Source organism: Mesorhizobium sp. WSM4906 (assembly GCF_029674625.1).
Classification (GTDB): Bacteria; Pseudomonadota; Alphaproteobacteria; order Rhizobiales; family Rhizobiaceae; genus Mesorhizobium.
Genome location: NZ_CP121355.1, coordinates 5,245,294 through 5,265,637 on the forward strand (window position 1 = coordinate 5,245,294; position 20,344 = coordinate 5,265,637).

General features: G+C 64.7%; 20 protein-coding genes. 8 read left to right on the top strand and 12 right to left on the bottom strand.

The window, feature by feature from the left end:
• Positions 1-80 precede the first annotated feature (80 nt).
• Positions 81-944, bottom strand: a complete 864-nt coding sequence (minC, locus tag QAZ22_RS25370) for a septum site-determining protein MinC (protein WP_278076838.1) — start codon at positions 942-944, stop codon at positions 81-83.
• A 258-nt stretch (positions 945-1,202) separates the two neighbouring features.
• Here minC and QAZ22_RS25375 point away from each other — a divergent pair, with 258 nt between their 5' ends.
• The 3 genes from QAZ22_RS25375 to QAZ22_RS25385 all read left to right on the top strand — a co-directional run bounded on the left by QAZ22_RS25375 (position 1,203) and on the right by QAZ22_RS25385 (position 2,586).
• Positions 1,203-1,682: a hypothetical protein gene (locus QAZ22_RS25375; protein ID WP_278203455.1), complete on the top strand. Its 480-nt coding sequence runs from the start codon at positions 1,203-1,205 to the stop codon at positions 1,680-1,682.
• A gap of 342 nt (positions 1,683-2,024) precedes the next feature.
• On the top strand, positions 2,025-2,234 hold the full coding sequence (locus QAZ22_RS25380) for a cold-shock protein (protein ID WP_278076840.1): 210 nt from the start codon (positions 2,025-2,027) through the stop codon (positions 2,232-2,234).
• Between the two features lie 163 nt (positions 2,235-2,397).
• Positions 2,398-2,586, top strand: coding sequence for a hypothetical protein (locus QAZ22_RS25385; protein WP_278203456.1), 189 nt, complete (start codon positions 2,398-2,400; stop codon positions 2,584-2,586).
• 159 nt (positions 2,587-2,745) lie between these two features.
• On the opposite strand, the gene QAZ22_RS25390 is transcribed toward QAZ22_RS25385, so the two are convergent.
• From QAZ22_RS25390 to QAZ22_RS25400, 3 genes are all read right to left on the bottom strand, one after another.
• The gene (locus tag QAZ22_RS25390; protein ID WP_278203457.1) at positions 2,746-2,982 is read right to left on the bottom strand and encodes a hypothetical protein; all 237 of its coding nucleotides are present in this window, start codon (positions 2,980-2,982) and stop codon (positions 2,746-2,748) included.
• Entirely contained in the window at positions 2,969-4,858 is a 1,890-nt protein-coding gene (locus QAZ22_RS25395) for an acyltransferase family protein (RefSeq protein ID WP_278203458.1), read from the bottom strand. The genes QAZ22_RS25390 and QAZ22_RS25395 overlap by 14 nt, the downstream gene beginning before the upstream one ends.
• Positions 4,859-5,131: 273 nt before the next feature.
• The gene (locus QAZ22_RS25400) at positions 5,132-5,608 is read right to left on the bottom strand and encodes an AraC family transcriptional regulator (protein WP_278203459.1); all 477 of its coding nucleotides are present in this window, start codon (positions 5,606-5,608) and stop codon (positions 5,132-5,134) included.
• Positions 5,609-5,787: 179 nt separating this feature from the next.
• Between QAZ22_RS25400 and QAZ22_RS25405 the strand changes: the two genes are divergently transcribed.
• Complete coding sequence (locus QAZ22_RS25405) at positions 5,788-6,792, top strand: hypothetical protein (protein WP_278203460.1); 1,005 nt, start codon at positions 5,788-5,790, stop codon at positions 6,790-6,792.
• A gap of 436 nt (positions 6,793-7,228) precedes the next feature.
• Here the strand turns inward: QAZ22_RS25405 and QAZ22_RS25410 are convergent, their stop codons facing one another.
• Together QAZ22_RS25410 and QAZ22_RS25415 are read right to left on the bottom strand one after the other, a co-directional pair.
• Complete coding sequence (locus QAZ22_RS25410) at positions 7,229-8,053, bottom strand: BA14K family protein (protein WP_278203461.1); 825 nt, start codon at positions 8,051-8,053, stop codon at positions 7,229-7,231.
• 279 nt (positions 8,054-8,332) lie between these two features.
• Complete coding sequence (locus tag QAZ22_RS25415; RefSeq protein ID WP_278203462.1) at positions 8,333-9,439, bottom strand: KamA family radical SAM protein; 1,107 nt, start codon at positions 9,437-9,439, stop codon at positions 8,333-8,335.
• 169 nt (positions 9,440-9,608) lie between these two features.
• On the opposite strand from QAZ22_RS25415, the gene QAZ22_RS25420 reads away from it, so the two are divergent.
• Complete coding sequence (locus tag QAZ22_RS25420; RefSeq protein WP_278203463.1) at positions 9,609-10,544, top strand: hypothetical protein; 936 nt, start codon at positions 9,609-9,611, stop codon at positions 10,542-10,544.
• A gap of 9 nt (positions 10,545-10,553) precedes the next feature.
• Here QAZ22_RS25420 and QAZ22_RS25425 read toward each other — a convergent pair whose 3' ends face one another.
• Both QAZ22_RS25425 and QAZ22_RS25430 read right to left on the bottom strand, forming a co-directional pair.
• The gene (locus QAZ22_RS25425; RefSeq protein WP_278203464.1) at positions 10,554-12,104 is read right to left on the bottom strand and encodes a serine hydrolase; all 1,551 of its coding nucleotides are present in this window, start codon (positions 12,102-12,104) and stop codon (positions 10,554-10,556) included.
• Between the two features lie 128 nt (positions 12,105-12,232).
• Positions 12,233-12,622 carry a VOC family protein gene (locus tag QAZ22_RS25430; protein WP_278203465.1) on the bottom strand — a complete coding sequence of 130 codons (390 nt, stop codon included), beginning with the start codon at positions 12,620-12,622 and terminating at the stop codon, positions 12,233-12,235.
• A gap of 139 nt (positions 12,623-12,761) precedes the next feature.
• On the opposite strand from QAZ22_RS25430, the gene QAZ22_RS25435 reads away from it, so the two are divergent.
• The 3 genes from QAZ22_RS25435 to QAZ22_RS25445 all read left to right on the top strand — a co-directional run bounded on the left by QAZ22_RS25435 (position 12,762) and on the right by QAZ22_RS25445 (position 16,743).
• The gene (locus QAZ22_RS25435) at positions 12,762-13,568 is read left to right on the top strand and encodes a helix-turn-helix transcriptional regulator (protein WP_278203466.1); all 807 of its coding nucleotides are present in this window, start codon (positions 12,762-12,764) and stop codon (positions 13,566-13,568) included.
• A gap of 369 nt (positions 13,569-13,937) precedes the next feature.
• Complete coding sequence (locus tag QAZ22_RS25440; protein WP_278203467.1) at positions 13,938-15,596, top strand: acyl-CoA synthetase; 1,659 nt, start codon at positions 13,938-13,940, stop codon at positions 15,594-15,596.
• A 253-nt stretch (positions 15,597-15,849) separates the two neighbouring features.
• The gene (locus QAZ22_RS25445; protein ID WP_278203468.1) at positions 15,850-16,743 is read left to right on the top strand and encodes a hypothetical protein; all 894 of its coding nucleotides are present in this window, start codon (positions 15,850-15,852) and stop codon (positions 16,741-16,743) included.
• 14 nt (positions 16,744-16,757) lie between these two features.
• Here the strand turns inward: QAZ22_RS25445 and QAZ22_RS25450 are convergent, their stop codons facing one another.
• From QAZ22_RS25450 to QAZ22_RS25465, 4 genes are all read right to left on the bottom strand, one after another.
• Positions 16,758-18,176 (bottom strand): hypothetical protein, encoded by a 1,419-nt coding sequence (locus QAZ22_RS25450; RefSeq protein ID WP_278203469.1) that lies wholly within the window; start codon positions 18,174-18,176, stop codon positions 16,758-16,760.
• 346 nt (positions 18,177-18,522) lie between these two features.
• Positions 18,523-19,032, bottom strand: a complete 510-nt coding sequence (locus tag QAZ22_RS25455; protein WP_278203470.1) for an Hsp20/alpha crystallin family protein — start codon at positions 19,030-19,032, stop codon at positions 18,523-18,525.
• Between the two features lie 91 nt (positions 19,033-19,123).
• Positions 19,124-19,597, bottom strand: coding sequence for an Hsp20 family protein (locus QAZ22_RS25460; RefSeq protein ID WP_278203471.1), 474 nt, complete (start codon positions 19,595-19,597; stop codon positions 19,124-19,126).
• A 292-nt stretch (positions 19,598-19,889) separates the two neighbouring features.
• Positions 19,890-20,231, bottom strand: a complete 342-nt coding sequence (locus tag QAZ22_RS25465; RefSeq protein WP_278203472.1) for a hypothetical protein — start codon at positions 20,229-20,231, stop codon at positions 19,890-19,892.
• Positions 20,232-20,344: the final 113 nt, after the last annotated feature.

Sequence of the window (20,344 nt, forward strand, 5' to 3'; positions counted from 1 at the left end):
TCATGACCGTGCCGGGCACGGCGGATTCGTTAACAACTTTGGCACGCGAAACCGGTCCGAAGCTTGCCGCCCTAAAAAACTCAGCCGAGCGGCACCACGCACAGCGCATCGTTGTCGAGGAAGGCCTGCACGGCCTTGCCGCGCGAGACGCCTTCCATTTCCTCGGCCGTGGTGTACCAGCCGTCGACGGCGAGCAGCTCGGCCTCGTTCTTGCGGCAGAAGATGCGCGCCGAAACATTGCCCTCCGAGCCGGCGATAGCGCGGCCGCGCAGCGTGCCGTAGACATGGATCGAGCCGCCGGCGACGATCTCGGAGCCGGACGCGACCGAGCCCAGCACGATGACGTCGCCATGCGGGTGGAAGACCGACTGTCCGGAGCGGATCGGCGCCTTGATCATCAGCGTGCCGGCGGCGGGCTCGTGCCGCGCTTCCACGGTGCCCTGCCCCGACCTCGCCGGTTCGGCCTTGGTTGCTTCGGCGACTTCAGCGTTCTCCGCATCGAGCTTTGCCAGCTCATCCTGCGGTGCCCTCACCTGCCCCGGCTGCACGTCTTCCACAGCGGCCGTCTCGACCGTGATTTCTTCCGCCTTCGCCTTGCGCGCGGCCCTGCCCAGCAGCCCTTCGGCGGTCGCCTCCTTGGCGCCGGCAAGCAGCGGCGGCAAATCGGGCCCGAGATCGGCGCCCTCGAGCTCGATGGCGTAGACGCGGATGCCGCGCCGGGCGAGCGTGCCGACCAGCGCCGCGATCTCCTCCGGCCCCGGCTTCAAAGTGTTCAAATCGAGCACCACCGGGCGGCCGGCAAAATAGCCCGGCGAGTTGCCGATCCAGTGATCGAGACCCTCCAGCCAGTCGTCGATGGGAGCTTCCGGGGTGAGAGTGAAAGCGACGAACGAGCGGGCGCGGAAGCGGATGGATTTGTTGTGCAAAGGGGCGGCGAAGGTCACGGCCAGACGAATCCTTACTCAATGGTTAAAGGGTGCCGGCCGAATGGTTAACAAAAGGTTAATTTTGCGGGCGCGCGTCGTCAAGGAACTGGCACGGCTAAGTTTTGTGGCGGGGCAGCCACAATGCCTGCTCCGCGCGCTGCCGAAGACCGCGCCCGGACGAGTCGGCATGTGAAGTTCCTAATATACGAAGAGAGGTTGCACCGGCATCATTCGGCACGGTTAATTTTTCATTCCTCCAGGGCAAGGAGACGGGGCATGTGCATCAATCAGGCAGGCAGCAAGCATACGGCCAGCAAGCGGGCAGGCAGGGCAAGCGCGGCAATCGGCGCCTTGTTGCTGGCAGCCCTTGCGGGATGCTCGTCATTCCGGACAGGCGGCATGTACGCATACCAGATGAGCGGCACGGACGCATACCGGTCAAACGGCATAGACCAATGGCTGACGACGGAAAATGCCAACGAGGCCGTCAATGCGATGGCGGCGAAGGGAATGATACCGGAGACCATCGACTGCCGGTTCGCCGACACCACGCCGGGCCAGCTTTCCTACGTCTCGAAATTCACCTGGAAGCGCGCGCCGGCAAACACTCGCTACCATTGGGAAGTCGGCGATCCGGCCTACCTCGCGAGCAAGGAAGTCAAAGCCAACAGGGTTGGTCTTCGCCGCGCCTATGCGAAACTCGTCCAGGACCCCGTTACGGGGCAAAAGGTCGGGTGCTCGATCTGGACGAGTTAGGCGGCAGATTGGCTTGAGCCTCGCCGCCCAGCGTGAGCGCGGCGGTGGCTAACCGCTGCGACCTTGGCGCCATGAACGAGGCTGCGGAGATCACATCGCCGCCGATAGAGCGTGCGCTGCCATGTCCTGAAGCCGTCCGTCACAAAAGCCATTGATAATATTATTTGTCGCGCCTTGTCGTGATCTCGATCAAGCGCTATGTTTTTTCAAATCGATCTTGTGGAACGAATGTTGTTTCCGCGCCTTGGCGCCCTGACGATCTTCCCTCTCAATTTCGAAGACTGCGACGTTTGGCATGAAGCCAAGCGGCGATGATTTGCGTCGATTTGAAAGGAAAATCGTATGACTACCGGGACCGTGAAGTTTTTCAACACCACCAAAGGCTTCGGCTTCATCGAACAAGGCAATGGGCAGCCGGACGTGTTCGTCCATATCTCCGCCGTCGAGCGCGCCGGAATGCGCTCCCTGGCGGAGGGCCAGAAGGTGAGCTTCGACATCGTGAAGGACCAGCGGAACGGCAAGAGTTCCGCGGAGAATCTCCAGGCGGCCTGAGTGCATCCATGGCCTTTGACCACGGATGTACTGGCATCTGGCCTTGGAGCACTTTTGATTTCACGCATGTCTTTTCCCGAAACCGGTTCCACTTTCGGGAGACATGCTTTGGGAGAGGGTCGGGCTTGCCCGGCCTTCTTTGTTTCAAGCAGCGAGGTAGACCATGGCTGAAACTGGTTTGTTCAAGCCGAAGGGCGACGCCAAGAGCGAAGCCACCGCGAGGACGGCGCGCGCGATAATCGATGGGGAAACGGCAGCCCGGCAGGCAAAGACAGAACGGCTTCGCGCGGCCAGGCTCGCCCGCGGGCCTGTCGAAGCACCGCCAAAGAAAAAACCAGCAAGGCGGAAATAGCGGCGGCCGCTTCGGAGTTTCCTGGAATTGCACTCTTTGTTCGCGCAAATCCGGACGGAAAACCGCTACGCACTTTTCCTGGATTGCACTCTTTTGTTCACGCAATTCCGGACGGAAAACCGCTTCGCACTTTTCCTGGAATTGCTTATAGCCTGGCTCTTAGTCTGGGATCGGCAGCGGATCGTCAGCCGCCGCATTCGCCGAGCCGGCAAGGGCAGCGGCGAGGATCTTGCGAACCTCGTCAGGCATCAAAAGGCCATCCGTTCCGGTCTTACGAAGGATCTCGTCGATCAGCCTGCCAGCATCGATGCGGTTGTCGCGGAAGAACCGCCGGGAAAGGTTCGGCAGCCTTGCGCCATCGTCGCGCGGAACCTGCCTCGGCTTACGGGCGACCATAGGATGCCCCCTCGCCCGGAAATCCGAACTGCCGCATGATCCTGGCGATCTGGTCGTCATTGCCGCGCGAGGCGACGTTGGTCAGGTGCAGCGCGGTCTCCTGCGTTCCGTTCCAGGCAATGGGGGACCAGTCGCGCGGGACCTTGACGTAGGAACTGCCCGCGCGCCGGCCCATCCAAAACAGCCAGACGTCGTCGGCATTGGGACAGAGTTTCAGGAACAGGGCCTCGTCCGTCACTTCCGGGGAAAGCGAGCCGGGTGGATAGAGCACCCCGCCAACGCCGGTCGGGAACAGCAGCCGCGGGTCGGCTTCTTTGTCGAAATGCCATTTCTCGTAGGGAGCCAGATCACCATACTGGTCGAATTTGACGGCATGCGCGCGGTGGCACACGATCGTCTTGTCGCGGGCAAGGGCAACGAGGGCCTCGAGCCAGCGTCCCGAATAATAGACGTCATCATCCGCGGTGACGATGGTTGCCGTGGGGAACTCGGCGAGCGCCGGGATTATCTTCTTGTATGAGCGGATGTTCCTGCAGGTGCGGATCTCGAGACCGGCCGCCTGAAGGTCGAGCACGGCATCAGGCAGCGCATTGAAGTCCTCATGCGCGACCCACAGAATGGTCCGGTCGGCCTGGATGGATTGCGCAAGAAGGCATTTCAGCGTCAGGGCCAGGCTCGGATAGCGCTTGGGGTACGAGGTCAGCGACACGACCAGTTCCTGCGGCAAGCCGTGGGGGCGCCCCTGCCGCCTCGCCATCCAGCGGACGGAGATGGCCAGCCACGCCACGATCGGGGCGCCGCTATCCAACAGGCTCGCCTGGAAGCGAATCAGGCGCCAGGACAGGCTGTGCGCCAGCCGGTCCAGCAGCCTGGCCGGCAGGCCTCCGCCGGTTCCAAGAAACCACGGCGAGAGCTCTGGAAGGCGCTTCAGCGCCAGATAAGCGAGATAAGGAATGGTGACGCTTGCAAGAAGCAGTGCCGGCTCGTTCGAAATCCCGATATCGCGCAGCGAATATTGGATGAACTGATGCAGGAACATGATGACGAGCGAGGCTTCGCCCAGCCTGGCGAGCGGTCCGGTCATCCACGAGACCGGCTCGAAAGACCGCATGATTATCAGGACGGCCAGAGACATGGCCAAGGCGATCAGAAGCCCGAGCAGCGGCAAGCCGAAGTTTGAATATTTCATACTGAACGAGAAGTCCGCGCCGTGGCTTGCGGCAATTCCCGCCGCGAGACCGACCACCGCGATATAGGCGCAGGATGCGAGAATCCCAGGCCGCCTGCGGCCGATCAGATGCCCGAACCAGTAGCACCCTATCGCCAGCGGAACCGCAGCGATTGCCAGCGGGGAATAGTTTCCCGGCCACATGGCCTGGATGGTGTAGGCCAGCGCGACCGACAGGCCGACGAAGCCCAACATCCTGGGATCGGATGGACCCTTGGTGCGGTTGGCGGCCTCGTTGTAGATCAGCTGCGTGAAAAAGAGGCAGGTGACAAACCAGAAGACGCCGAATTCGCGCACCAGGTACATGCCGCCGCGGAGGTCATTGGCCAGCACCGCCCGAACCTGCCACAGCGCCGGGATCTTACCGGCTGCGGCATCCCGCGCGGTCACGGCCGCGGTCAACAGTGCCAGGAAGGCGACGTAGGGGACCGCAAGCGAGAGCAGTTTCTTGCGCAGCAGAGGTGCTGTTTCCGCCGGCTTATGGAGATAGCCGGACAAGATGAAGAACAGCGGCATATGGAACAGAAATGCCGCCCTGGCGAATTCGGCGTTGAAGACGCCCGGGCCCTCGCCGGCGACATGCGCCGCAACGACCAGTAGAATCCCAAAACCCCTCGCCGCATCCAACCACGCTTCGCGTCGCTGCATCCCCGAGCCCCACCTAATTTAGGCAAGGCTAACTCGCGTCTTTCGCAGGTGCAACGTAAATTTGTGCACTGCGCAATTTTTTGGTGTGGACGGCGGTCAATCTCGCATGAGCGGCACGAGGCGATGGAGGACGTGCTTTATGAGGGACTCATCAACCAGCCCGGCGGCGCTTTCACGGCCGAACATTGGGTTGGGCTCGACAAGCGCGGACGGTTGTGGGCTGAGGCGCAGGCGCCTTGTCTCCCACTTGCGAGGAGGCGCGCGTCGAAGCTCCTACGCCGTCAGCGGCATCGACGCCGCCGGCAGGACCTGCCGCATGGAGCTCGGCGCGAAGCCGAACATGCGGCGCGCGGTGCGGCTCAGATGCGCGGCGTCGGCGAAGTTGGCGGCATGCGCGGCGTCGGTCCATGAGGCTCCGGCGTAGCCGAGCTCGAGCGCCCGGTTGAGCCTGGTCCAGAGAAGATAAGCGCGGAAGGAAATGCCGGTTTCGGCGACGAACAGGTGCCTGAAGCGTCCGGCCGAGAGGCCGACGTGGCCCGCCACGGTTTCGAGGTCGAGCGGCTCGGCCAGCCGCGTGGCGATGAAGGCCGTGGCGCTGAGAACGCGCGGATCGACCCCGCCTGGCGGAACAGTTCCGGAAAGGGCGTAGAGCACTTCGAGCGCTGCGGCTTCGAGTTCTTCGTCCGCTTCGCCGTCGTCGAATTTCGAGCGCAGCGCCCGCGCGTGCGGTTCGATCTCGGCGGGCGGCACGCCGACGATGCGCTTGCTGCCGAGCGGTCGATCAGGCCGCGGCCGAGCGCCGATTCCGGCGCGCAGAACAGATGCGCGATCATCCTACCCTGCGCCTGGAAGGTGTGCGGCAGGTCCGGCGGGATGACGGCGGCTGCATAGGTCTGCCACGGCACGCTGTCGCTCGTCCGGAACTCGACATGGTCCGACAGAGCGATGCCGACCTGCACGGCGTGGTGGGCGTGCAGCTCGCTCGGTCCGAGGGCCTGCCCGATCCACAGGCTGCCGCCCGCCCAGAAGATGATCCTGCCTACGCCCACAATCCCCATCGCGACGGTATCGCACAAATCGCCAAAGCCGGCAGCCCCTACGTTCAATACGGCGAGGACGCGGGCGGATATTCGGCGCGCCACCGAAGAAACATGGAGCCAAAAATGTCGACCACGCATTTCAGCGGCGGCCTCACCGCCATCACTGCCGACCGGCGCGATGCCGCCGGCGGGCAACCTTCCAGCCAGTGGGGATGTCTGCGCCTCTCCTCCCGACTGTTGCTTGCCGGACAGATCCTCCACATCGTCGTCACGCAGTTCCACGCCGGCGGCGACGCCAACGACCATCACGCCATCTTCGCTACCTATGCCGAGAACGCGATCTGGAGCGCCGTGCATGTCGGCCAGTTCGCCGGCATGGCGATGCTGCTCGCCGGCCTGGTCGCGCTGTCCTTCGCACTGGATGGCGAGGACGAAGCGGCGCGCTGGCTGGGTCGCGTGGGCGGCGCTGCGGCGGTGGCGGCGCTGGCACTCTACGGCGCTTTGCAGGCCGTCGACGGCGTGGCGCTGAAACAGGCCGTGAACGCATGGGCGAGCGCGCCGGAGGCCGAGAAGGCGGCGCGTTTCGCCAGCGCCGAGGCGATCCGCTGGCTCGAATGGGGAATGCGCAGCCACCAGGATTTTGCGATGGGGCTCGCCTTGCTGCTCTTCGCGGCCGCGATCGCCCGCACCGCCTGGACTGCGCGGCCGGTCGGCTGGCTGATCGGCCTTTGCGGCCTCGCCTATCTGGCGCAGGGCTGGGTGGCCGGCACGCAAGGCTTCACGACCGCGCAGTCGGCCGCGATCGTACTTTCCTGGGTTCTCGGCCTGGCGTGGATGATCTGGCTGGCCGTCGGGCGGGGAAGGCGTGGTTCTGCGCGTTCCGCGGCCGCGTGACGAAGGCTGTCCGGAAATGATGGCGGGCCGAGACGGAGAGAGGAACTGCCGTACGAAGCCCCTCGCCGCCCCGCCGCACTCGGTCCCTCGCTCCGCCAAGCGAGGGACCAAAGCCAACTCAGGCCGCCAACTGCACCTCGCGGGCGGCGCGCTCCTCCGCGTTTTTTTGCCTGCGCGAGGATCATGTCCAGGCGTTTCGCGGGGATGCCGGTTGTGGAGGCTTTGTGTTTCAGGCTTGTCTCCGCGAGGTATCGGGTTCCGCTCGGTCCTTGCGTCACGCAAAGCCAACCGGAAACGAGTGGCGCGAGGCCACCCCCTCTGGTCTGCCGACCATCTCCCCCTCAAGGGGGGAGATCGCCGCGTCCGCGATGGCGCCTCCTTCACCGTGGCGATTGGCGCCTTTCAGTGTTGCTCTGCAAGAACGAGGAAAGCGCCCCTACTCGCATTGCCGGCGCGGGCCGCCGTCATAGGGCTGGTAGGTATTGTCCTGCGGATCGTAGGTGCGGTAGCGGCTGAAGCAGTAGTCGACATGGTCGCCCGACATTTGCGGGCCCAAAAGCCGATCTCTGGGGGCCGGTTCCCCAGGCGCGATCTCTTCCGGCGGGCCGCCGTAGGTGGCGGCGTAGCCGTCCCGCGTGGGGGCGTAGCCTTCCATCTCGGCCTGGTCGTCGGCCGTCGCGCCTTGATCGACTTGCCCATTCTGGCCTGCATCGGTCGAAGCGGTGCTGTCGCCACCGGGATCGAAATAAGGCGAGACGCAGGGGCGCAGTTCGCCGCTGTAGGAGCGGTAGCTGTTTTCTTCCGGACGGTAGCTTCGGTAGCGGTTGGCGCACCATTCGAGATGGGCGGCGGGCAATTGCGCCTGCTGGGCCGGAGGCTGCTCGGAAGGCTGGACGGCGGCATCGGGCTGGCCCGTCTGCGAAGCGCTCGGCGGGGTGACATCGGGCAAGGGTTGCAATTGCTGCGGCGCGGCGGTTTGCGGCGTTGGGAGAGCGGCGGTCTGCGTGCCGCTATTCGCCTTGGCGCCCTCACCGGCCTTGGCAGGCGCGCCGGCCGACTGCTGGGCCGGGATGCGTTCAAGATCCTGCTTCGCCGGATCGACCGGCTGGGCATCCTTGGTCCAAAGCTCGGAAACGCCGATCGCCGGCGTCGCCTGGCGCACCGGCTTGGCGGCCAGCAGCCAGGTGGCGAAGGCAAGCCCGCTGGCGAACACGGCCAAGGTCAGCACGAAGCCGCCGACAATTCCCAACAAAGCCTTCACGCTGCACTCCTTAAGCCCCCGCGCATAGAATGCGGGGCGCGGGACGGAAGTTCCTTGCAGAGAGCGAGGAACTGGTCCCTGAAAAGTCGGCGGGACAGCGCCCCCTCTGTCCTGTCGGACATCTCCTCCACAAGGGGGGAGATTGGCGGTTTCAGCGCTCCGCTCAATTCTGCCAAGTGGACAATTAGCGAAAGTCGCGGTGAGGTCTGATCTCCCCCCAAGTGGGGGAGATGTCCGGCAGGACAGAGGGGGGCGCGAAGGAACGCCGTGCTGATGTCGTCAAGCCACCACTTCCTTGTAGTCCCTCACCTTCCCGTCCTGCCCGCGAATCCGCCATGTCCCGCCATCGCAACCTTCGATATGGCCTGTGCCGAGCGACACCTTGCCGCCGCCATCGGGCAAATCGATGACATAGGTCGGATTGCAGACGCCGGAGAGCCGGGCGCGCAGTTCGGCGACCAGCGCCTGGCCCTCGGCAATCGTGGTGCGGCGGTGCGCCATGCCGGGCGCCAGATCGCCATGATGCAGGTAATAGGGTTTTACCCCAAGGCGATACATCAGCTCGCGGCAGAGCTCTTCCAGAACCTCGACGCGATCGTTGACGCCCTTCAAGAGAACGCTCTGGTTGAGCAGCACGAAACCGGCCTGCCGCATCGTGCGGCAGGCCGTTTCGGTGTCCGGCGTGATCTCCCGCGGATGATTGAAGTGGGTCACCACCGTCACCATCAGCCTGCCCTGCAGGGCCGCCACCATGCCGGGCGTGATGCGCGAAGGCAGCGCCACCGGCACGCGGGTGTGGACGCGCAAGAGCCGCACATGCGGGATAGCCTCAATGCGGGAGCGGATTTCGGCGAGCACCTTGTCTGGCAGCGACAGCGGATCGCCGCCGGTCAGGATCACCTCGCGGATCTCCTCATGCCCGGCGATATAGGCGAGCGCCGGCTCCAGCGCTTCCCGTGTGTAGCCGCGGCCGATCGATGTCAGCGACTCCTTCCGAAAGCAGAAGCGGCAGTAGACCGCGCATTGATAGGTGGGGAACAACAGCACGCGGTCGGCATGGCGATGCGTCAGACGCGGCACCGGGCTGAAGGCGTGGTCGCCGATCGGGTCGTCGAGCTCGCCCTCGGTGGCGACGAGTTCTCGCGGCGACGGGATCACCTGGGCTCGGATCGGGTCGTCGGGATCGTTCCAGTCGATCAGGTCGAGATAGGATTTCGGCACGCGCACCTTGTGAGCGGCCGCGGCTTCCTGCGCCGCCGCGCGCTCGGCCGGCGAGAGCGGCAGCGCCGCAAGGTCGCGCACATGGCGCACACCGGCGCGGACGTCGTCCTGCCAGGCAGCGTCGGCGTCGCGTGCGGCGGCTGGTTGTTTGAGGTCTGCGGTCATTGAGGGTCTCGGGATGATTTTGAGCGGGATATCGTCCGGATGGGCAGCAGGGTCAACCGCCAGCGTTGCCGCAGCGCCGCAGACGCTGCGTCCCGCCTCGGCCCTTCGGATAGTTGTTTCGGCGGAATGGTATATTAGTCTGCGTTATCCGGGGCTTCGGGGGACGCGAATGGATTTCAACGCAGGCCATGGCTACCTCCTCATCGGCGGGCTCATCCTGGTCGGCGCCGGGCTGCTGATCCTTTCGCTGATCGTCAATCTCTATGTGGCGCGCAGCGTGCGCGACGACATACGCCACCGCGAAAAGCTGCTGGAATATTACCGCAACATCTTTTCGCAGTTGGGCGTGATCCTGATCGGCATCGGCGTTTCGCTGTTCATCTTCTTCTTTCAGCAGAACTATCAGGACCAGCGCAAGCGCGAGACGGAGCTGCAGCAGGTCTTGGCCAGGCTCGCCGCGCGCGTTGCCCGCGGCGCCGCCGTCATCGAAACGCTCGGCGAGTTCGACGAGGTGCTGGACCAGGGCGGCGCCTATGTCGGTCCCGAACTCGGCGGAAACAACGCCGCGATCAGCGCCAAAGGAGCCGAACTCGGCAAGCAGGTCGAAAAGATCCTGCTGGTCGAACGTGACATCGATGTCCGAGATTTCGATATCCTGAACCTGTCGCGCGACCTCGAAAACACCTTCGTGGTCAACGAGCTCGATCCGACGCTGTGGTTCAACATCGTGCGCGACGAGAACGAGATCAAATACGCCACGACGCAGCTCGGCCTCGACTACAAGGACCTGCATGACGCGATCGGCGACGAGCCGGTCGAGGCGGCGGTCGCCAAGCCCGACAAGGAACAGAAGATCAAGCACGAGGTGCTGGACATATTCTATGACGCCGACCTGCTGCGCCAGCGCAGCAGGCGGTTTCTCGCCCGCGCCTGCTGGCTCTTCAGCAAGGGCAAGAGTTTCGTCGCGCTTCGACCGGCCGATGCGATCGAGGCCGACGCCAAGTCGCAGCAGGAATGGATCGACCGCGCGAAACCGGTGCTGACGCAGACAAAGTCGGGCAGCGGCGATTGTTTCAAGCTGCTCCGCTACGGCCAGGCGCGCTGACCTGCTGCGCTATTCGCCCACGCGCGGCAGCGTGCCGAGGCGATTGTCGTCGAGGAAGTCGATGGTAATCGCGGACGCCTTGCCGTCGGCGCCGACGACGAAGCTGACGCCCGCCGGTCTGTCCGGCGTTTCGGCGTCGGGATAGGTCAGGAACAGGTCGCCTTCATAGTGCCTCAGCACATAGGACCGCGCCCCGGCCGGCCCGAGTTTGAGCACAAGGCCGTCTCCCGTACCAGATACGACCGCGTCGCCGATGAAGTCGTTGGCATAGCGGCCGGCATAGGCGCTGGCCGGTGCCGCCGGCCGCGCCGGTGACGGCGGCGCGGCATATCTGGCCTTGGCCGCCTCGACCACCGGACCGAACATGCCGGCGTAGATCGCGTCCCACGCCTCGATCCAGTCCTGCTCGACTTTGCCGTCGAAGACCAGATCGGCAAAGCTGTCGGACAGCCCCTCCGGCACGCCGGTCGGGAAGGCGTTGGCAAGAATGACGATGCCGAGCTTGTCCTTCGGGAAGATCGTCACCAGGGTGCGCGCGCCGACGCTGAAGGCACCCGCGTGTCCCCAGCTCAGGCCGTGCCGGCCGAACTCGACGTTCCAGCCGAGGCCGTAGAAGGATTCGCCGCCGGAGACCGGGTTCTTGCCGCGCGTCATCAGCGGCACATGCGTCTGGTCCAGCGCATCGGCCGCAATCAGCGTCTTGCCGCCATAGACGCCGTCGCCCAGCAGCAGGCGCACCCATTGCGCGAGATCGCGCGCGGTGGAGCTGACGCCGCCGGCAGGCGCCTGCGCGTCCGGATCGCGCTTGATCTTCGCCGCCCAGGCGCCATCCACCTTGACGTGAAGCGCGGCACGATTGGCGCGCTTGATGAAATCGGCGTTCCGGGAACTGGTCGAGGCCATGCCGAGCGGACGATAGAGCTTTTCATCGGCGACCTCCTCCCAGGATTTGCCCGTCGGCCTGGCGGCGGCTACTGCGCCCTCGGTCAGCCCGAAATTGCTGTAGGAGTAGCCGGCGCGAAAGCTCGACGATGGCGGCACGAAGCGCAGGCGGTCAAGGATGGTGGCGCGGTCGTAGCCGATGTCCTCGAGGTCGTCCCCGGCGGTGCCCGGAAGCCCGCTGCGATGGGCGAACAGGTCGCGGATGGTGAGCTCGCTGGTCGGATAGGGATCGGCGAGCCGGAAGCCCGGATCGAGGTCGGCGATCCTGGAATTCCAGGACACCACCCGGTCGCTGACCAGCGCCGCCACGACCGTGGCGGAGACCGGCTTGGAAAGCGAGGCGATCTGGAACACGGTGTCGGCGTCGACGGTCTCGGATTTGCCTGCCTCGCGATGGCCGAAGCCTTTCAGGAAGACAATCTCGTCGTCGTGAACGACCGCGATGGCGAGACCGGGCACCGCGCCATCGGCGACTGCGCCTTGCGCCAGTGCCTCGAGCTTCGACAGGGCGACCGTGATCCGTTCGGGCGTGATGGCCGACGCCGCGTGGGGCCAAAGCGCCATGATGGCGATGACGGCCCAAACCCTCAAATGACAGAGATTCCAATCAGGCCGCAAGCTCGCGCCTCCCCTCCCTGCATTCACCTTACGATTGTACAGGTCGGCGCTGTAGCGGCCAAGCCCTTCGCCGGAGGGCTCACCTCTCCACGTTCCTGGAGGCGCAAGGCCTGCGCCTGCCCTGATCCCTAAATCTCCGCGTAGATCTCCAGCACGTTCCCGTCGGGATCGCGGAAGAACAGCGTGCGGTGGCCCCAGGGCTGGTCGGTCGGCTCCATCTCGATGGCGACGCCCTTCTCCCGCAGGGCCCTGGCGCATTGGTCGACATCGGCCGGCGCGACGCGGAAGGCGAGCTGCAGCGACAGCGCGCCCGCCGGCGCCGGCGCATCGTCGAACATCACGCCGCGCTTCGTCAGCGCCAGCAGGCAGGAGCCGACCTGGTAGGCGGTCCAGCCCTCGCCCAGGGTCGAATGGACGGGAAAGCCCATAATGTCCTCGTAGAAGCCGCGCATCGCTTTCATGTCGCGGGCGAAGATGACGGTGTAGTCGATGTTCCTGATGTTTTTCAGCGCATTCATTTTTGGATCCTTGGCCAGTCGGCCGCGTCGGGTGCGACCGGCGCGTTGTCAGACGCGCTGCTCCATTTATACTGGTAGCCAGGTGGTACAAGATGAGCGGCGCTGCTGGTAGCGCCGCTACCCCTTTCGAGGTACGGACATGCTGGAACGAACGGCCGAGGCCGACAGGCGCAAGGAGCTCGGCCGCTTTCTGCGCGCCATGCGCGAGCGGGTGGAACCTTCGCGGCACGGCATCAGCACCGGCACGCGCAGGCGGGCTTCCGGCCTGCTGCGCGAGGAGGTGGCGCTGCTCGCCGGCATCAGCGCCACCTGGTACACGTGGCTGGAACAGGGACGTAACGCCAATCCCTCCGCGCAGGTGCTCAATGCGCTCGCCGATGTTCTGAAGCTCCTGCCGATCGAGCGCGAGCACCTATTCAAGCTCGCGAAGCCGGAATGGCTGCCCGAGGCTTCGCCGGCGGGCAACCCCTCGACCGAGCCGTGGGCAGCCGGCCTGCTGGCGACGCTCTCGCCCAACCCGGCCTATGCGCTGAACCGCGCCTGGGATTTCATCGCCTGGAACGACGAGGCGGCAAGCCTGTTCGGCGGGTTCGACCCGGACGATCCGGCGAAGCGCAACCTGCTCAAGCGGCTTTTCCTCGATCCCGCCTGGCGCGTGCTGTTTGCCGACTGGGAGGTGGTGGCGCGCTCGGCGATCGCGCAGTTCCGCGCGGCGACGGTCGGCTACGCGGCGGCTCCCGACATCCGCGCCGTGCTCGATCCGCTCAAGGCGCTCAGCCCGGAATTCGCGCAGCAGTGGGCCGAGATGCGGGTGGAAGAGGCGCCGATCTGGTCGAAGGGGCTGGTCGGGCCGTCGGGCGAGGTCGCGACCTATGATTACTTCATGCTGACGCCCGCGGGTGTCGGCAAGGAGATGACGATCAGCCTCTACCGAAAGCGTGTGTAGACAGCTCAGACGCGGATTCCGGAATGGACGCTAACTTGCTGGTTGGGAAGGCTTTGACCGACGAAAGCTTGCGTTCCTTCGCGTCCCCCTCTGTCCTGCCGGACATCTCCCCCACTTGGGGGGAGATCGGATGTCTCGCCCGGTTTCGCCAATCTCCAACGTTGCAGGAGGATCGCCGTCAGCGGAACTGCCAATCTCCCTCCCCGTGGGGGAGATGTCCGGCAGGACAGAGGGGGGCGCCGTAGAGCGCAACGTCGCTCGCCCGCCAAAATCCCCACCTTCGCCGCAATCGACCCGCGCCGTGTTTTCGGGCAATCTCTCATCAACCCGCGCCATGGGGAGATGGCGTGCCGCCTAGGGAGGATTGCCATGACCGAAATGTCAGCAGCGCTGCCGCGCTATGAGGACGCCGTGCGGCGCTTCCGCATCGAAGACGAGATCGCAAGGCTCGACGGCGATCCGGCGAGCGGCGTCAACGCCTATGTCGAATGCTGCGGCCGCTACACAGGCGAAAACCGGCTGGCGCTGCGCGCGATCTCGGCCGGCGGCGAGCTGCGCGAATTCAGCTTCGACGATCTCGGCGACATGTCGGGCCGCGTCGGCACCGTGCTGAAGGGCCTCGGCGTGCGCCCCGGCGATGTCGTTGCCGGCATGCTGCCGCGCATCCCCGAACTGGTGGCGCTGATCCTCGGCGTGTGGCGCGTCGGCGCGGTCTACCAGCCGCTGTTCACCGCTTTCGGGCCGAAGGCCATCGAGCATCGGCTGAGCTACAGCAATGCGAAGCTGGTGGTGACCAACCCCGCAAACCGCGGCAAGCTCGACGAGGTGGAAAACCATCCGCGCATCGCCACCGTCCTCGCTCCCGGCGACGCCCTGCCCGAGGGCGATATCGATTTCCGCGCAGCAACCGCCGCCGCCTCCCCCGAGTGCGAGCCGGTGATGCGCAATGGCTTGGACCTGTTCATGATGATGTCGACCTCCGGCACGACCGGGCACCCGAAAGGCGTGCCGGTGCCGCTCCGCGCGCTGCTTGCGTTTGGCGCCTATATGCGTGACGCGATCGGGCTGCGCGCCGACGACATCTTCTGGAACATCGCCGATCCCGGCTGGGCCTATGGACTCTACTACGCCATCACCGGGCCGCTCCAGCTCGGCATCGCCACCACCTTCTACGAAGGCGCCTTCAACGCCAGAAGCACCTACGAGATCATCGAACGACTGGGGGTGACCAGTCTCGCCGGCTCGCCCACTGCCTATCGTCTGCTGATGGCGGAAGGGCCAGAGGCGGCCAGCCGCGTCAAGGGCAAGCTGCGCGTGGTGAGCAGCGCCGGCGAGCCGCTCAACCCGGAAGTGATCCGCTGGTTCGACGCCCATCTCGCCGCGCCCATCCACGACCATTACGGCCAGACCGAGAACGGCATGATGGTGAACAACCATCATGGGCTCAGCCATCCTGTCCGCGCGGGCTCGGCCGGCTTCGCCATGCCGGGCTACCGCATGGTGGTGCTGGACGAAGCCGGCAACGAGCTCGGTCCCAACCAGCCGGGCGTGCTGGCGGTCGATATCGCCAGGTCGCCGCTGCGGTGGTTCGACGGCTACCATCAGGCGGAGACGCCGGCCATCGCCGGCGGCTACTATCGCACGGGCGACACGGTGGAATACGAGCCGGACGGCTCGGTTTCCTTCATCGGCCGCGCCGACGACGTCATCACCTCGGCCGGCTACCGCATCGGACCTTTCGATGTGGAGAGCGCGCTGATCGAGCATCCGGCGGTGAACGAGGCGGCGGTGGTCGGCGTGCCCGACCCGCAGCGCACCGAGATCGTCAAGGCCTTCGTGGTGCTGGCGCCGGCCTACAAGGGCAGCGAGGCACTCGCCGAGGAGCTTGCCCAACATGTCAAGAAGCGGCTCTCGGCGCATTCCTATCCGCGCGAGGTCGAGTTCGTCGCCGAACTGCCGAAGACGCCGAGCGGCAAGATCCAGCGGTTCCTGCTGAGGAAGGCGGAGGTGGAGAAGCGGAAGGGGTGACGGGCATCGATCTCTCCCCTTGAGGGGGAGATGTCGCCGAAGGCGACAGAGGGGGTCGTCTCACATAAATCGCCAACCTCTCACCAAGGAAGGCGCCGGCGCTCCACGCGCGGCGACCCCCTCTGGCCGCTTTGCGGCCATCTCCCCCTCAAGGGGGGAGCTTCGCCGTCGGCTCCCGCCGTCTTTTTTTGGCCCGATCTTGTCTTCAAATGTGCGTCTGTCATTGGGTAGAACGCAGCGCGGGGGTTGCATCATGCGGTTGATATGGACGCTTCTGTTCGCGCTCGCTGGCGGCACGGCTTTCGCGGCCTCGCCTGAGGACGACTATATCGCCGCGCGCGACAAGGCGATTTCCGACATCGCGACACTGGAGAGCTCGAACGCTCAAGTGGAAGCGCTCGATGCCGCGAATGCCAAGGCGCAGGCCGATCTCGAAAAGCGTCTTTCGGCCATTCTCGGCCCGCTCTCGGTCAAGGATTTTCCGGCAACCGGCACCATCAATCTGGAAAGCCTGAGCGCCTCCGATATCGGCTTCGGCATGCTCGACGGGCTGCGGTACGCCCAGAGCGACGAAGGCCCGAGCATCGTGGCGACGACGCGGGGTCTCGCCGACCGCTGGCTGCAGTCCAAGGCCGACGGGGACGATGAAAGCCTCAGGCTGCCCACCAGCCTCGACGACGCGTTGAAACTCGACGGCTTCTACACCCAGGCCATCGGCGCCGATGCCGCCTTCGTGAAGACGCTCGACTTTCCGCTGAAAAAACCGGAAGGCGCCGATATCGCCGTCGCCCGGCTCGGCAGCTGGACGCAGGATGTCGGGCCCATCTACGACCAGCAGGTCGTCGTCGCGGTCGTCAAGGGCGACCGCGTGCTGATCGCCGAGGCGCCCGCATCACCGCCCGTGCCGAAGATCGCGGCCTGCGAAGCCATTTGGACCACGGCGGACGCGACCGCCCAGAAATTCCAGGAGACCTATCAGGGCTCGGACCTCAAGGACCAGCAGGCCTATGATTCCGCCAATGCCGCCTGGGAAAAAGGCGACGGCGACTATCGCGCCTGCATGGCCGCGCGCCTGCCGGGCGATCCGGCCTTCCCCGCGCTGCTTGCCGAGGCGCAGCAGCTTGCCGACCATATGGCCGGCAAGTAAGGGCTTACCGGCCTTCAGCTCGCGTTGGCACGCATGCTACGCCGGTTGTTGCGCCGCGCGGTCGGGCGCGCGGCTTCCGCGATGATGCCGTTGGTTATGGGCACGACGTCCTTGCGCGACCTGGCATCCGTCACCCTGTGCAGCCGCTCGTAGGGCAGCAACTCCTGGATGCGGGCATTGAGCGTCACGATCTCGGCGCGCAGATCCTCGCATTCCTGCTTCTGGATATCGAGCTGGATCTGCTCGGACGCCTGCTGCAGGGAAAGCTGCGAGAGGTTGGTGCTGACCACCGACAGGTTCTTCTTGTCCATTTCGCTCTCGTTCCTGAGAACCGCCAGCCGTTCCTCCGCGATCTGCCGTTCGGTCACGGCATCGTTCAACTGCGCCCTGAGCCTCGTCATCTCGGCCGCGGCTTCGGTCTTGTCGTTCGAGGCCTGCTCCAGCCGCGATTGCAGCTCCTGGATCTCGGAACGCAATCCGCGTATCTCCGCCTGGCTCCGCGCCAGCTCGGCCGCGCCATCGCTTTCGGCGATGCGGGCTGCCTCGATCGTTTCGGCAAGCTTGGCCTGGGTCGCCTCCAGCGACTTCTGCAGCCGCGCCTCCTCCTTGTCGTGGCTGCCGATCTGGGCCATCAGCTCGGCAATGCGCGCGGTTTCGTTGGCGTGGGTCGCCGAGAACTCGTCGAATTTGTGCCGGGCCTCCGCCTCGCGCTTTTGCGCCTGCTCCAGGTCGACCGAAAGCCCGACCTGCTTTTCGCGCAGCAGCTTGTTCTCGGCGGCGCGCTTGTCGGCTTCGACGGTCTTGGCCGTCAGCGTCTTGACGATCTCGCCGAACTCCGCCTCGCGCCTGGCGCTCTCGTTGCCCATCTCGACCAGTTCGAGCCGCACCGCCGCAAGCGCCTCGCGCAGCGCCTCCCGGTCCTGGACGAGGCTTGCCTCGCGCTGCTGCCAGGCCTCGGCCGCGCCATCGCGTTCGCGCTGCTTCCTGGCGGCGTCGAGCAGTTGTTCCGACATGGTCTTGTGCTCGGCGCTCAGAGCGGCGTTCGCCAGCTCCAGCTCGTTGGCGCGCAGCGCGTCGCGATGCAGGACATTCAGGATGTCGCGCGTCATCTGATGCGCGGTGGCGATTTCCGCCAGCCTCGCCTCGATCTCCTCCAGATGGCCCTGTCCGTCGCGGAAAAGCCCGGAGACCGCTTCCAGCGCGGCCAGCCGCGTCTGGGTATGCGGCGTCAGCCGCGAGGCCACCGCCTCGGGCTGGCTCTCGGTCGGAGGATCCTCGTCGCCCGGCGCCAGATCGGCGACCATGTCGTCCTCAATCGACGTCTGTTCGTCAGCCGCAAGGCATTCCTCGAAAGCTTCCGCCAGATCCGACTGAAGCTCCTGAAATTCCTTGTCTACGTTTTCGGCCCGCTTGATCAGGGATTTGAAATTCATAACGGCACACCTCTTACGCTCACACCCGCCGTATTAATTAACGAATTGCTAATCTAGCCCTTTGCATTCCGTACGGGAACCCTCTCCAAAAGACGGAAGAAATTAAGGTTATCGCGGGTTTCCAGAGGCTTGCACGATGTTCCGCCAGCGACATCTGCGCCAAGCGCGGTAAGTGGTTCCAGTGGAGCAGCGTTCGGCGGAACGACATCGACGCGCGTTGCATGGCAGTGCCAGACCGGCTCGCGTAAGAGGCAATCATCCCACGCTGTCGTCAGCACCCGCGCCAGCGTCGGCCGTTCCGTATGGCGGGGGTTGTTGCCATCAGTCCAACCCCCGCGCCGTAATATCAGCTCTTGATTTCGATACGCTTGGCCTGCGACTGCGCCTTCGCGGTCTTGGGCAGCGTAACCGTCAGCACACCGTTCTTGAAGCGAGCATCGATCTTGTCTTCTTCGATCTCATAGCCCAGCGGGATGCGACGCTCGAAGCGACCATAGACGCGCTCCGAGAACTGCCGTTCCTTGTCCAACGTCTCAGAGCGCTTTTCGCCCTTCAGCGTCAGCACGCCGTCATCGAGCAGGACCTCGATGTCCTGCTCCTCCAGGCCTGGCACTTCGGCCGCCACCCTGATCTCCTTCTCGTTGTCGGAGATCTCGACGCTCGGCCAGCCGCCACCGAGGGCCGAGACGCCGCCCAGCGACGGGATGCCGGGGCCGAAGCCGCGGAAGACGTCGTCGAACAGCCGATTCACCTCGCGATGCAGCGACAGGAACGGATCGCGTTCGCCATCACGAAAGACACTCGGTAGCTGGTTGCCATTGCTTCGGCCCCAGGGAATCAGATCACGGACACTCATTGCTTTCCTCCTTTCCGTTCGTCCGGAAGACAATGCCTCAAGCGCCGGGACACATCACCCGGCGCTCCGCACGTAGCGCCGAGAAGAGGCCTCAGGCGGCCTGTTTCTCTTCGACCTTTTTCGTCGCGGCTTTCGGCACTGCCTTGTCCGCCGCGATGTCGATCCGGCGAGGCTTCATTTCTTCCGGAATCTCGCGCTTGAGATCGATCGTGAGCAGGCCGTTGACGAGGCTGGCACCGACGACCTTGACATGGTCGGCAAGCTCGAAGCGGCGCTGAAACGCGCGGCCGGCAATGCCGCGATGCAGGTACTCACCTTTGTCTTCGCCTGCCTTCTGACCAGAAACCATGAGCATATTCTGCTCCTGGGTAATGGCCAGTTCATCCTGGCTGAAGCCCGCCACCGCCATGGTGATGCGATAGTCGTCTTCGCTTGTCTTAGCGATGTCGTAGGGTGGCCAGTTATCGGCGGTTTCGATACGGCTTGCCGTCTCGAGCGCACTCAGCATTCGATCAAAGCCGATGCTCGACCGGAACAGGGGAGAGAAGTCGAAACTGTTTCTCATAGCTACATCCTCCATTGAGCAACATAGATACGAGGAGCGCCAAGGACGCGGCGCTCCTTGACCTTGCCGGCCTATTGCAAGCGCCGGCGAAAATCGATTTGGGAATTGATTTCCCTTGCGTCAAGGGGCCTGAGCCGTTCAGCTTTGCACCAAGAACCTGCGCCCGGGACCCGCCTTCAATGCATGGCAATAGCCCATCTAAGGGTCTTACAGGGCGATGGTGGGCGGCGCGCACGAAGAAGTGCAGCGCCCTCGCAGCGCCCTCAAAGCCGCATAGTCATCGTAGAAGATGTCATGCATCCAGGCGGTCAATAATTTGCCGACGGTTACCCGTGCGCGTCGACTGCGCGGCCGCGGCGTCCAGTTGGCATAGCGCATTCATGATCTGATCGAAGGAGACCGGCAGATCGCTTCCCGGAGCCAGCCGCAACGCCGGGACGGATTCAACGGCACAGGCATCCGAAGCCCAGGACGACAGGATTGCCCGCTTTTCCTGAAGGTCAAGGGTGTCGTCCTTCACGACCTCGTCGGGGTGCTTGAAATGCCTTGCCGGCGACAGCAGCCGGTCCAACGCAAGGTCACATGTTTCGGGAACAAGAGAAGGGATTATCGGCGAGACATCCTGTCGGTTCATCTGGTCCTCCGTCTTCCAAAACTCCTTTCGACAGCTTCAGCTTCAATGCGCAGAGGGCGCTCGAATGATTTTGTTCCGCCTTCCGGAAAATTCAAGCGGAGAAGCACCGTACC